Consider the following 12,525-nt stretch of genomic DNA (forward strand, 5'->3'; position numbering starts at 1 on the left):
TCATTATCACACGCTATGGTAGAACAATTCATCTTCCTGCGCGGTATCACCACGACCACTCCCTTCCTCCATCACCTGGGGTGACTGCGGCGGTAAATCCGGAACCAGAGGAACCGGCCCCGGCGACTGAGGCAGATCCGGAACAATAGGTTCCAGTGATGGCATGGGGGGAGGGGCATCAATACCTGTGGGAAAACCCGAGGAATCGTTGTCGGGCTGCTCGCACCAGAATGCCCGTTCATCGTTATCGCACATGGCGGTAACGGACGATACGCCATAGGATGCACCGATATAAACGATCACCAGCGGCAATATCAAGCGGAGCACCCAGAACCAGATCACCGAGAGCAATTCCGGCGTTTGCCCTATCAGCGAGAGCGCTCTCACCCTACCCAATTTCCAACCCACAAACACCGCGATAGCGATACTGACCAAAGGAATCAGCAAACCGCTGGCCAGCAATTCCACCCAGCGGAAAATAGTGCCGCCGGCCAGCGTTACGTCTGACCAGATATTGAAGGAGTAGAGTGTTCCCAGCCCTGACAGCCAGGCCAACACCCCGATCAGAAAAGCCGACCAGCCTCTGGGGGCTCCAATCCATTCCTGAAACCAGCCGATCACGGGTTCCAACAGGGCAAGAGTCGACGTCCAGGCCACCAGTAAAACCGCAACGAACATAGCCGTCGCCACAAACTGCCCGAACGGGGCATCCGAAAGACTGCCGGGAAGAGCAAGGAACACCAGTCCGAAACCTTGGCCCATCTCGTCGGACCCGCCGCGGAAGACCAAAGCGTAAATCACCAACCCGGCCATGACCGCGATCACCGTATCCATCAGGACCACCGCGATGACAGAGCGCTTGAGCGGGGAGTCAGGGGGCATATAGGAGCCAAACACTACCCACACCCCCATTCCCAGCCCTAACGTATAGAACGCGTGAGCCAGGGCCAGCTGCAGGCTGTTCCAGTCAAGCTGGTCCGAGCGCAGGCCGAGCATATGCTCCGCCGCCCGGCTTAGCTCGCCGTAAAGATAGCTGTAGACCAACAATCCCAGCAGCAGCAACAGAAACGCGGGCATGATTAACCGGAAAGCACGCTCTAAACCTTCTGTAACGCCCTGTATAGACACCACAATAACCAGCACCAGAAACAAGACATGCCATGCCATGAAATCCCGGTACTGTGACGGATCTTCCACCAGCTCTGAAAGCATTGAGCTGATCTGCGCGTCGGACGCATCAACAAAGAATCCCAGCGCAGCAAAAAACACGTAGGCGAGACAGATCCCGCCGATGACCGCAGTAAATGACAGCACCAGAAAACCGGAAACAATGCTGAGCCGGCCAGCCCACATCCAGCAGCGGGACACTTTGACCGACCGGATTAGACCATCAAGGGACAGCATCAGCCCATGGCGTGTGCTTCGGCCCACCGCAGTCTCCGTCAGCATCAGCGGCAGCGTCACCAGCAGCAGGCAAGCGATGTACATCAGCACAAACCAGCCGCCGCCATTGCTGCTGGCCAGATACGGAAACTTCCACAGGTTACTGAGGCCGACTGTGGCACCGGTTGCCGCCCAGAAAAACGTCGAGCGCCCGGTCCAGGAACCAATCACCGCATGGTAGGGAATAGGCATTCAACATCCTGAGTCTTGGTAAGATAACATTGTAGCCGAAAGGGACGGATGTGCTAATGGCCCTGCGTAGCCGATTTCGTGACCACACCGGCAGTACTGCGCTACAATGCTCGGCTTTATAACGGCCAATTTACGAATCCCTCCAGGATTCCGCAACTCCAGATCGGGCATCCATGAGTAAAAAGAAACCGGGCACGTCCAGCGGCACCATTGCCCTGAACAAAAAGGCCAAGCACGAATATCACATCGAAGAACGCTTTGAAGCGGGGGTGGTATTGCTGGGCTGGGAAGTCAAATCCCTGCGCGCTGGCAAGGGGCAGCTAACGGATGCCTACATACTGCTGAAAGACGGCGAGGCGTTTCTGCTGGGCGCGCATTTCATGCCCCTGACCACGGCCTCAACCCACGTCATCGCGGATCCCACCCGCACCCGCAAGCTGTTGCTTCATGCCCGGGAACTCGGACGGTTGATCGGCCAGGTGAACCAGACCGGCCACACCTGCATCCCGCTGGCGCTTTACTGGAAAAAGAACAAAGTAAAATGCGAGATCGCCCTGGTGAAGGGCAAGAAGCAATTTGACAAGCGGGCCACCGAGAAAGAACGGGACTGGAACCGCCAGAAGCAGCGCATCCTGCGGGACGCAAACGCCACCACCTGACACCTGTAGCCAAGACAGCCTCTTTCCCCCTGCAGTTGTCCGACCTATACTGGCCTGCTCGGGTGGGGGCGCGTTTTCCTGCCGTAAGCGATACGTCAAAACGCACAGCTCACCCTCTCGCATATGGCAAGAAGAGAGGGGTACATGACTGCACCAGATCCTGAATCGCTCAAATATACCAAGATGTCCGCGGTCGACCGATCGTGGCTCAGAATGGAATGCGTCGAAAATCCGATGATGATATCGGCGGTGCTGATTTTTGAGCAGCCCATCCCGATGGCACGATTGCGTCAGGTCCTCGGCGAGCGCTTTCTGAGGTTTCGCCGGTTCCGCCAGAAGATTATTCAGAAGGGCGACAAAGTCCACTGGCACGATGACCCTCTGTTTGACCTCGACAACCACGTCCATCGCATCGCCCTGCCGGGCAAAGCCAACAAGCAGAACCTCCAGCGCCTGACCAGCGATCTCAACAGCACACCACTGGATTTCAATCACCCGCTCTGGCAAATCCATTACATCGACAACTATCGGGGCGGTTGTGCACTGCTGATCCGTATCCACCACTGCATTGCCGACGGCATATCCCTGGTGCGCGTAATGCTTTCCCTGACGGATGCCAGCCCAGACGCCAGCGATACCCGGGTATTCAGGCTGCCTTCCCAGACCCCCCCGACCGTGGATGAACGGTTCTCGCTCAAGCGGGTCATATCCCGCGTATCCGAACTGGGTAGCACGGCTTTAAACCAGCTGGCCGTGCTCGGTGATGCCATTCGAAAAGACGCCCGTTACCCGATCAAGCTCGCAGATACTGCCGGCAAGATCGCGATGGAATGCGTCAAGTTGGCACTCATTCCCTGTGAGCCAAAAACCGGCCTGACCACACCCCTGTCTGGCCGGAAACGCGTCGCCTGGGCCGATCCACTGAGCCTGGCAGAAGTCAAAGTATGTGCCCGAGCATTAAAGGGAACGGTAAACGACGTGCTGATGGCCTGCGCCACCGGGGCTCTCCACAAACACTTCCACGAAACCGGTGAGGCTATTCCGGAGTGTGGCATTCGGGTGGCAGTGCCCTTCAATTTGAGATCACTGCGTCAACCCATCGAAACCCTCGGCAATCAGTTCGGGCTCGTGCTGTTGACATTACCCGTGGATGTGGATTGCCCCATTATGCGATTCCGCCAGGTTCAGGAGCACATGAACCGGCTTAAACGCTCCTGCCAGGCCCAGGTAACCTACAGCCTGCTTGACCTGTTCGGGCGCGGCCCGGACATGCTTGAACGCCGTGCGCTCAAGATACTGAGCCAGAAAGCCTCCGCGGTACTGACCAACGTGCCCGGCCCGAAAAAAGCCGTCTATCTGGCCGGCTCCAAACTCAAGCAGCCGATGTTCTGGGTACCCCAGACCGGCAGCATCGGAATCGGCATGAGCATCTTCAGCTACGCCGGCACGGTGCAGTTCGGTATGACCATCGACAAAAACATCAAGGCTGACCCTGACGTACTGATGGATTATTTCCGGGAGAGCTTCCACGAACTCCGAGACCGGGCGCTACAGCTACAACACCCGCTGCAGGACGACATGAAGAATGGCGAAAATGCTGGTCAGGCATTCACCCTATAGGTGTAAGACGCAGCCTCCGACATAAAAACAAAGGCGGTTTAACCTTGAAGTCAGCGCAGACGGACGCATATACTGTGCATAAGGGGACGACATGGCTTCGACGCTGGTTGCAAACCCTTGGGTGCATGTCGAGATGGCAGCCAATCTCGTTAATCCAAAGCTGCAAACAAATAGTCGCAAACGACGAAAACTACGCACTAGCAGCGTAAGCTGCTAGTCGTCCTGACCGAGGCGCCTGTAACTCGGAAGCTACATCTCAGGACGTCATCGCTTACAGGCTGCTTCGCTATCCAGAGTTCACTGGCTAGCGACTAAGATTTAAAGAACTCGCCTCTTACACCCTGACCTTCGGGTCGTTTGAGGTTAAATCAATAGAAGGAAGCTAAGCATGTAGATCTTGAGGCAGAGTACTGGCGGACGCGGGTTCAATTCCCGCCGTCTCCACCAAACCTTAAAAAAGCCCCTGAATTCAGGGGCTTTTTTTATGGCCAGCTTTCGAAGCATGCCTAAGTGTCCACGGATTGACCACCATTATGAAATTACCCGTCAAGAGTCTCAGAGACCCGAGCGCAACCCTTTTCAGCAGTTACGCATTCTGGTTTGCGATCGGAATACCTATTGTTTTAGCTGTTACACTAATTTCAATCGCCTCCTATAATTCGGGCCTGCACCCTTCTGTAACCGCGGAAGGCTTCAAAAACATCTACGAATTTTTTAAGCTCCCTATAGCCATTGCTGAACTTTCCATTCCATCCGCACCGCTAGTTGGGGGAGATTCCGGAAGGATGGGAAGTCACCCCAATATCTGATTTTGGGAAAGTTGTGTGTGGTAAGACTCCATCAAAACAGAAGCCCGAGCTCTATGGCGGCTACGGTCCTTTCATCAAGATTCCCGACATGCATGGAAACATGCTTGCAACCAAGACAAGCGACCACCTGAGTGCAGTGGAGCCAGCCTTTCAGTCGAAAAAGGCCATCCCGAACGGGAGTGTTTGGTAAGCGCGTCCAGTGATCCCACCTTGAGCCTGGCGCTGCCGTTGTCCTCGAACTTCCAACAAAGAATAAGCAGCGCTCTCCTGTCATCTGCGAGCGAGGAGAGCACGTGTTCCATTCTGGAACGCATGGCTAGAGAAAATCGGAAAACTCCCGAAGCTTCGAAACCGTTTGAGGTAATTGCTGTTTTTGAAGTGTTGCCAAAAAGGATTCGACACTAAGCGGGGGATGCCTGAGCGCCAAACGCTGGGCCTGAAAGGCTCGGCAACACAGCGTTGGTGCCATATCGATCTGGCACAGGATAAAATCGTCTGGGTGGATCACCTCTATATCGTATTGGCGAAGTGGTTCTTCGGGGAAGTCCTTCAGATTAAAGGTAACAATGGCGTTGGCGTTACAACGAATAGCGGCTGCCAGCACGTGGCGATCATCGGGGTCCGGAAGGTCCAGCCCCTCAATCAGCGGTTCGTAATCGTGCACTTTTGCATCGCTCACGTGCTAGTCCATAAGATCCCTTGCTCGCAGCAAACTCTCCCGGGAATGTTTTTGAGCCCTTAATAACGCGTTAATCCACTCATCGTGAATATGATCCGTCCAATGAGCCATGAACAGGTCCGTCAATGCCAGCGGCATAAACGCATCTCTTAAGGGCGCGGGATACAGCACGCAAGCATCGTAGACGACGGTAAACTTGCTCATGGCCTGTCAATACCCAATACCCCATTCCATCGTCCTGTGACAATTGAGCCAACTCGTCCAGTGTTGCATGCCGTTGGCTGTCTAACTGTTCCTTGTAGCTCAATACATCCTGCAGCTTCACTCGCCGGTGAGCACCCACCTTTCGGAATGGTATATCACCACTCTCCAGAAGTCGCACAAGGAAGGGACGGCTAACATTCAAGAGATTCCCAGCATCTTGTGTGCTAATTTCCTGATGATAGGGGATCAGGCTAATGGCATTTCCTTGAGACACTTGTGCCAGAACGTCGAGGAGAATTTGAAGCCCAGGTCCAACACGAAAGCGGAACAAGATCCCCGGTTTTTGACTCTTTGCAGAAAAACCTCCCGCCTACTGAATAAGAAAGGCGAGCCGATCGCTCAGTACCAAAACCTTTGGTATCGCGAAGTTGATCTGATCCACGGCGGCAATGAATCCTATGCGGTTGGGGATGGCCATACTATCGCTGACTTTGAGACTTGTTCAGAGCCTCCCTAATACTCTTTAGCCAGCCTAGGGTCTCTGAGATCCGCCAGGAATTGATATGCCTCCCATGGATGCACATATGGGATAGCTTGTTCAGCGGTTTCGATTGCAATTTTAGCGATATCCTCATCTGGTGTATCCGGGCGAATATATTGTTCCAACTGTGGGTAGTCGTCGAAAACTTCATACGCGCCTCCAAGATTCCACCCAATTTAAGATAATCTGGCGGCATCGGGCCTGCTATGCTTCAATAAAAGGTGAATAGTCAGGTCAGCCTACAAGGCTGTCTCTTGGTACTTCAAGGCCTGGTGAAAAAACAATGAAAACAGATGAAAAAAAGCTCAAGCCCCGGCGCGCTTCACCTCGTGGCCGTCAACTGGAACCCGTCGTACTGGCGGAGCTACGGGACCTGATCGGTGACGAGCGTATCGACTCGTCTTTGCGCCGCCGCGATCGCCTGATCGAGCACCTGCATGTTTTGCAGGACAACTATGGCCACCTATCCATGCCCCGGCTCCGGGCCCTGGCGTCTTTCATGAATCTGCACATGGCTGCCATTTATGAAACGGCCACGTTCTACGCGCATTTCGACGTTATTCATGACGAACAATCGCCACCGCCGGCCTTGACAGTCAGGGTGTGTGACTCGCTCTCCTGTGGTCTGGCTGGAGCGGAGGCGCTGCATCAGGCGGTAACTGATGGAACCGATCCCGCAACGGTGAGGGTACTGCGCGCACCCTGCATGGGTCGCTGCGAAACAGCGCCCGTTGTGGCCGTGGGGCACCATCATGTACTGAATGCCAACGCCCAGAATGTTGGAGCCGCGGTAGAACAAGGCCAGGTTCAGCCAGAGGAAATTCGCTGGCAACGTCTGCCGGACTACCGCTCGGCCGGTGGCTATCGGCTGCTATTGGATTGCCGTCAGGGCAGTGTGAGCGTCAAAGCCCTTGCCGATGAACTCGAGGTTGCCGGCCTGCGCGGTCTCGGTGGCGCCGGGTTTCCCACCTTCCGCAAATGGCAGGCCGTGCGGGCCGAGCCGAAGCCACGCTACGCAGTGATCAACGCCGACGAAGGCGAGCCGGGCACCTTCAAGGATCGTTATTATCTGGAGAACGAACCCCATCGATTCCTGGAGGGCGCTCTGGTCAGCGCCTGGGCGGTTGAGGCGCAGGCGCTCTACATTTATTTACGGGATGAGTATCCCGGCCTGTACAGGGTGCTGACCGACGCCATCGCCGAGGTTGAGACGGCCGGAATTGCGGAGCCGGGCTTTGTTATCCTGCGCCGGGGCGCGGGCGCCTACATCTGCGGCGAGGAATCCGCCCTTATCGAGTCCCTGGAGGGCAAACCTGGCAAGCCGCGTCTTCGCCCGCCTTTCGTTGCCCAGAAAGGACTGTTTGGTCGGCCCACCCTGGTCAATAATGTCGAGACGGTTTACTGGATTCCGCGTATCCATGCCGAGGGCGCCGAGTGGTTCGCCAGCCAGGGGCGGCATGGTCGTCGCGGCCTTCGCAGCTTTTCGGTTTCCGGGCGGGTCGCCCGGCCCGGGGTGCACCTTGCCCCTGCGGGCATCACCCTCAATGAGTTGGTAGAGGAATACTGCGGCGGCATGGCGGAAGGGCATCGCCTTTTGGCCTATCTGCCCGGCGGGGCTTCCGGAGGAATACTGCCTGCCAGCAAAGCAGACATCCCCCTGGACTTCGATACCCTGCAGGAACACGGCTGCTTCATCGGCTCCGCCGCGGTGATCGTTCTGTCTGATCAGGACGACCTGGCCGCCGCGGCCTCGAACCTTTTGGGCTTCTTTGCCGATGAGTCCTGCGGGCAGTGCACTCCCTGCCGTGTGGGCACCGAGAAAATGCTCACGTTGCTGGAACGCGATACCTGGGAAGAAGAAACGCTCCAGCAGCTGGCCAGGGTAATGGCCGATGCCTCCATCTGCGGTCTGGGCCAGGCCGCACCCAATCCGGTGCTGAGTCTGCTGCGGGACTTCCGCAGCGAACTTGCCAGCCACAACCTGATCGCCAAGGGGTAACAGCCATGAGCGAATCAAAGACTGCCTCCAATACCAGTTTCATCCTGACACTGGACGACGTTGACGTTCACGCCCACCCCGGCGAAACCCTGTGGCAGGTCGCCAAGCGCGCCGGAGAGACCATTCCTCACCTGTGCTTCAAAGACACACCAGGTTACCGGGCTGATGGTAATTGCCGGGCCTGCATGGTGGAAGTGGAAGGTGAGCGGGTGCTCGCAGCAAGCTGTGTTCGCGAGGCTGCTCCCGGCATGGTTGTTCGCAGCGGGGGCTCCGCCCGCGCGCAGGAGGCTCGCAGAAGTGTACTGGAATTGCTGTTAGCCGACCAACCTGAGCGAGAAAATAGCCCAGACCAGGCCAGCCACCTGTGGAATCTGGTGGATGAATTGGCCATCGATGCCAGCGCTGTGCGCCAGCGCCTCCCGGCCCGTTCAGAGCGCGACGAGCCAACGGTTCACCATGTCCAGCCGCGATCGGATTCGCTGGCCCACAGCCGGGGCCATGACGCCACCCACTCTGCCATGAACGTCAACCTGGACGCCTGTATCACCTGCGGCTTGTGCGAGCGTGCTTGCGTTGAGGTTCAGGGCAACGATGTCATCGGTTTAGCGCACCGTGGCGCTGCATCCAAGGTGGTGTTCGATTTCGATGACCCCATGGGAGGCAGCACCTGCGTTGCCTGCGGCGAATGCGTGCAGGCCTGCCCGACCGGGGCGCTGATGCCCGCCACCCTGATTGATGCCCAGGGTCGCGGAGACTCCGCCATGGCCGATCGTACCGTTGACTCGGTCTGCCCCTATTGCGGGGTGGGCTGCCAACTGACCTATCACGTGAAAGACGAGCCTGCCCACGCCCAAAATGGAGCAGGCGAGCAACGAGGGCGTATCCTGTTTGTTGAAGGCAGAGACGGGCCCTCAAATCAGGGCCGGCTTTGTGTAAAGGGACGTTTCGGATTCGATTACCCCGCGCACCCGGCACGGCTCACCCGGCCGCTGATTCGCCGGGAGGGCGTGCCCAAGGAGCTCGACCTCGACTTTGATCCCGCCAACCCGTTAACTCACTTTCGAGAGGCAAGCTGGGAAGAGGCACTGGATCTGGCGGCAAGCGGATTAACCCAACTTAAAACACAACACGGACCAGATGCGCTCGCCGGCTTCGGCAGCGCCAAGTGCTCCAACGAAGAAGCCTGGCTGTTCCAGAAGCTGGTGCGCACCGGTTTCGGCTCCAATCACGTTGACCACTGCACGCGGCTCTGCCACGCCAGTTCCGTGGCCGCACTGATGGAATGCCTGGGTTCCGGCGCGGTCACTGCTTCGTTCATGCAGGCGCTTCAGGCCGATGTGGCGATCCTCATCGGCTGCAACCCAGCAGTGAACCACCCGGTGGCCGCCACCTACTTCAAACAGGCGGCACGCAACGGCACCAAGCTGATCATCATCGACCCGCGGGGCCAGGCCCTGGATGCCTATGCCTGGCGCAGCCTGCGTTTCTCACCGGGTGGCGACGTGTCCCTCCTTAACGCCATGCTCAATGTGATTATCAGCGAAAAACTCTTTAACCAGGCCTACATTGATGCCCACACCGAGGGCTTTGAGGCACTGGCAGCAAGTGTTGCGGATATGTCGCCGGAGGTGATGAGCCCACTCTGCGGCGTTGAGCCAGAAGCCATTCGTGAAGTGGCGCGCGCCTACGCGAAGGCAGAGCGAGCGATGATCTTCTGGGGCATGGGCATTTCCCAGCACGTGCACGGCACCGACAACGCCCGCTGCCTGATTTCCCTGGCCCTGGCATGCGGCCACACGGGCCGGCCCGGCACCGGCCTGCATCCTTTGCGTGGGCAAAACAACGTGCAGGGCGCCTCCGACGCAGGCCTGATCCCCATGGTACTGCCTGACTACCAACCGGTGGGGGATGCCCAGGTGCGCGCCGCATTCGAAGAACTCTGGGGGACAGAGCTTGACCCTGAGCCCGGACTTACCGTTGTGGAGATTATGGACGCCATCACGGCGGGCACGATCAAGGGCATGTACATCCTCGGCGAAAACCCCGCGATGTCCGATCCGGACCTGACCCACGCCCGGGCCGCGCTTGGCGCGCTCGAGCACCTGGTGGTACAGGACCTGTTCGTGACGGAAACCGCCCAGCTTGCCGACGTTATCCTGCCGGCGAGCGCCTGGTCAGAAAAGTCCGGCACCGTCACCAACACCAACCGGCAGGTGCAAATGGGCCGTGCCGCGCTGGCGCCGCCGGGGGAGGCAAAGCCTGACTGGTGGATTATTCAGGAAATGGCCCGGCGTTTCGGATTGGGTTGGGATTACGCCGGCCCCGAGCAGGTGTTTGCTGAGATGAAGCAGGGCATGCATTCACTCGATCATATCTCCTGGTCACGCCTGGAACGCGAAGGTTCCGTGGTCTATCCATGTCCCGCCGACGATGCGCCAGGGCAGGACGTTGTCTTCTCCGATGCCTTCCCGCGCAGCGGGGGCCGGGCCAGGTTCTCGCCGACCTGGCCGCTGCCGCCGGATGAGCCAGTGGATGAGGCCTATCCCATCGTGTTAACTACCGGGCGACTGCTTGAACACTGGCACACCGGCGCCATGACGCGTCGCAGCCGGGTGCTGGACGAGCGTGAGCCTGAGGCTGCAGCTTTTCTGGCGCCCGCGGATTTGGCTGGCCTTGGCGTAGCATCGGGTGATGCAATCCACATTGCCACGCGGCGCGGCAGCATCACTTTGACGGCACGAGCCGATCAGACTATGCCCAAGGGCATGGTGTTCGTACCCTTCGCCTTCGTGGAGGCGGCCGCCAACGTGCTCACCAACCCGGCGCTGGACCCGGACGGGAAGATTCCGGAGTTTAAATACGCAGCGTGTCGGCTGAGCCCGGCATTTGGTAAGCACCATTGACGATTGGTACGAATTTGGGACAGGTGAAGGCGACCCCGAAACAGGGTTGTGGTGGATCGTCAGGCAGGCACGGGCCGGTCAGAAATCTACTGCCTTAGCAGGCTCGACCGCGTGCCTAAACCAAATTTTACGCCCGCAAAACTAGGCTATTGAGTTCCAAACGTTGCCAGGAGTAGCGCCTTAATTATAGGCATCGCCGACGAACTCAATAAGACAAAAACCGTGACCAAACGGATCCGCGAAGGTGATGCATTTTGAACCTCTCCAATCCACACACTCGCTTTCCTGACAGGCTCCTGCCTTTATAGCCCGATCAGCGGACGCCGCAATATCGTCGACAACAAAATCAATGTGCACGGGTGTCCAATGCCTGGAATATCGGCGCGCCTCTGCAGCGGACCCGGCGGGAGCCGGTCCTGGTGCATTAGCTAACAGGTAAATGTCTGACGAAGCACCGGCGAGTTCTGCCACATCGTCATCGATGATGCGGCAGAGTTTTAGACCCAGAGCGGCCTCGTAAAATTCTATGGCTGGCGCGAGTTCTGGCACTTCAATGTTCACCACCATTCTCATAGCGTTGCTACCCACTCGGGTGAGGGCCAAGGCCGCAAGTGATGCGCAGTCCGGTACAAACAGGAGCGAATTGCTGAGTCTCGTTACGTGTCACTGCTTGATGACACCAAATGAATAATATTGGACGGGCTCGATATCCAGAATGCGCTGAACCCCTCAGGCAATGGCTCGATTTCGTCCCGACGAACACAACCCTGGTCCCTGAGATAGTCGGAGGCCTGGCCAATATCGCTGGCGACTATTTCGAGCCAAATCTCCGCTTGGCTTAAACTCGGCATACGGTCAAGCCAGAGAACCTTGTCTCCGAACTCAAATCTTGGCGTGGCGTCTGGGCCCTTCGCAGGGATTTCTTTCAGACGAAGCACATCTCTGTAAAAACGCACCGTACTTTCGTATTCGTGCGTGGGAATCTTCATGGCCATGTTTCTACCTGGGTGAAATTCTGGATCCATAGATCTTCCCCCTCTTTAGGTGTTTTCCACACGGCGTCCACATCAAGCAATACGAGTACAATTATTATTCAACTATCCCCGCTCTGGGAACCAGGCAATTCATCGCCGTAATGGATAAATCCCGAAATACGGCTTCCGAGGCAATAACAGCCGGGAACCGGTCATAGATCATGCGTCGGCAGCTCGATGTTCGAGCTTCGCTTTCACTGACACAGTTTGAGCGGGCCTCGGCATCGCGGCTTTGTTCCGTTGCATCCGCGCAAAGAGCCGGGATTTGAGTAACGATCCAGTCCACGGCAATACTGCGCTCGACCGGATTCGCAGACAGATTGGTAAAGCGGCTGGCAGTAGCGGGCTCTGGCTGTTCCCGGGTTTGCTGCCACAGAATGAACAGCAGCGCTGCGGATACCAGTACCACGGTGACTTTGGGAAACTTCATAGGCGCCTTTTC

Annotated in this window: 10 protein-coding genes, 1 other RNA gene and 1 pseudogene; 6 read left to right on the forward strand and 6 right to left on the reverse strand. The window is 57.4% G+C overall.

All coding sequences use genetic code 11. The features are described from left to right. Positions 1–6: 6 nt before the first annotated feature. On the reverse strand, positions 7–1,635 hold the full coding sequence (locus F6Y09_RS02220) for a sodium-dependent transporter (RefSeq protein ID WP_152205290.1): 1,629 nt from the start codon (positions 1,633–1,635) through the stop codon (positions 7–9). Positions 1,636–1,808: 173 nt separating this feature from the next. On the opposite strand from F6Y09_RS02220, the gene smpB reads away from it, so the two are divergent. The 4 genes from smpB (at position 1,809) to F6Y09_RS20800 (ending at position 4,913) form a co-directional block, all read left to right on the forward strand. Next, entirely contained in the window at positions 1,809–2,294 is a 486-nt protein-coding gene (gene smpB / locus F6Y09_RS02225; protein ID WP_152205291.1) for an SsrA-binding protein SmpB, read from the forward strand. Positions 2,295–2,438: 144 nt separating this feature from the next. Further along, complete coding sequence (locus F6Y09_RS02230; RefSeq protein ID WP_152205292.1) at positions 2,439–3,914, forward strand: wax ester/triacylglycerol synthase family O-acyltransferase; 1,476 nt, start codon at positions 2,439–2,441, stop codon at positions 3,912–3,914. An 82-nt stretch (positions 3,915–3,996) separates the two neighbouring features. After that, positions 3,997–4,361, forward strand: a transfer-messenger RNA (tmRNA) gene (gene ssrA, locus F6Y09_RS02235). Positions 4,362–4,679: 318 nt separating this feature from the next. Beyond that, entirely contained in the window at positions 4,680–4,913 is a 234-nt protein-coding gene (locus tag F6Y09_RS20800) for a restriction endonuclease subunit S (protein ID WP_152205293.1), read from the forward strand. A 126-nt stretch (positions 4,914–5,039) separates the two neighbouring features. Here the strand turns inward: F6Y09_RS20800 and F6Y09_RS02245 are convergent. Continuing rightward, positions 5,040–5,573: pseudogene (locus F6Y09_RS02245) on the reverse strand (VapC50 family PIN domain-containing toxin). Continuing rightward, on the reverse strand, positions 5,482–5,880 hold the full coding sequence (locus F6Y09_RS20430; protein ID WP_281347740.1) for an excisionase family DNA-binding protein: 399 nt from the start codon (positions 5,878–5,880) through the stop codon (positions 5,482–5,484). The pseudogene F6Y09_RS02245 and the gene F6Y09_RS20430 overlap by 92 nt, the downstream one beginning before the upstream one ends. Before the next feature lie 550 nt (positions 5,881–6,430). Between F6Y09_RS20430 and F6Y09_RS02255 the strand changes: the two genes are divergently transcribed. Next, positions 6,431–8,146, forward strand: coding sequence for an NADH-ubiquinone oxidoreductase-F iron-sulfur binding region domain-containing protein (locus tag F6Y09_RS02255; protein WP_152205294.1), 1,716 nt, complete (start codon positions 6,431–6,433; stop codon positions 8,144–8,146). Positions 8,147–8,151: 5 nt separating this feature from the next. Further along, entirely contained in the window at positions 8,152–11,049 is a 2,898-nt protein-coding gene (gene fdhF / locus F6Y09_RS02260; protein WP_152205295.1) for a formate dehydrogenase subunit alpha, read from the forward strand. Between the two features lie 180 nt (positions 11,050–11,229). Here fdhF and F6Y09_RS02265 read toward each other — a convergent pair whose 3' ends face one another. The 3 genes from F6Y09_RS02265 to F6Y09_RS02275 form a co-directional block, all read right to left on the reverse strand. Then, positions 11,230–11,610: a VOC family protein gene (locus F6Y09_RS02265; RefSeq protein WP_218944084.1), complete on the reverse strand. Its 381-nt coding sequence runs from the start codon at positions 11,608–11,610 to the stop codon at positions 11,230–11,232. A gap of 95 nt (positions 11,611–11,705) precedes the next feature. Beyond that, positions 11,706–12,044 carry a VOC family protein gene (locus F6Y09_RS02270; RefSeq protein ID WP_246180260.1) on the reverse strand — a complete coding sequence of 113 codons (339 nt, stop codon included), beginning with the start codon at positions 12,042–12,044 and terminating at the stop codon, positions 11,706–11,708. A 94-nt stretch (positions 12,045–12,138) separates the two neighbouring features. After that, positions 12,139–12,513, reverse strand: a complete 375-nt coding sequence (locus tag F6Y09_RS02275; RefSeq protein ID WP_152205298.1) for a hypothetical protein — start codon at positions 12,511–12,513, stop codon at positions 12,139–12,141. Positions 12,514–12,525: the final 12 nt, after the last annotated feature.

This window comes from Marinobacter changyiensis (assembly GCF_009193265.1).
In the GTDB taxonomy this organism is placed as follows: domain Bacteria; phylum Pseudomonadota; class Gammaproteobacteria; order Pseudomonadales; family Oleiphilaceae; genus Marinobacter; species Marinobacter changyiensis.

Excerpts from the sequence above, each read along its gene's own strand:
- fdhF (WP_152205295.1), top strand. The coding sequence starts at position 8,152 with ATGAGCGAATCAAAGACTGCCTCCAATACCAGTTTCATCCTGACACTG.
- smpB (WP_152205291.1), top strand. The coding sequence starts at position 1,809 with ATGAGTAAAAAGAAACCGGGCACGTCCAGCGGCACCATTGCCCTGAAC.
- F6Y09_RS02275 (WP_152205298.1), bottom strand. The coding sequence starts at position 12,513 with ATGAAGTTTCCCAAAGTCACCGTGGTACTGGTATCCGCAGCGCTGCTG.
- F6Y09_RS02220 (WP_152205290.1), bottom strand. The coding sequence starts at position 1,635 with ATGCCTATTCCCTACCATGCGGTGATTGGTTCCTGGACCGGGCGCTCG.
- F6Y09_RS02230 (WP_152205292.1), top strand. The coding sequence starts at position 2,439 with ATGACTGCACCAGATCCTGAATCGCTCAAATATACCAAGATGTCCGCG.
- F6Y09_RS02270 (WP_246180260.1), bottom strand. The coding sequence starts at position 12,044 with ATGGCCATGAAGATTCCCACGCACGAATACGAAAGTACGGTGCGTTTT.
- F6Y09_RS02255 (WP_152205294.1), top strand. The coding sequence starts at position 6,431 with ATGAAAACAGATGAAAAAAAGCTCAAGCCCCGGCGCGCTTCACCTCGT.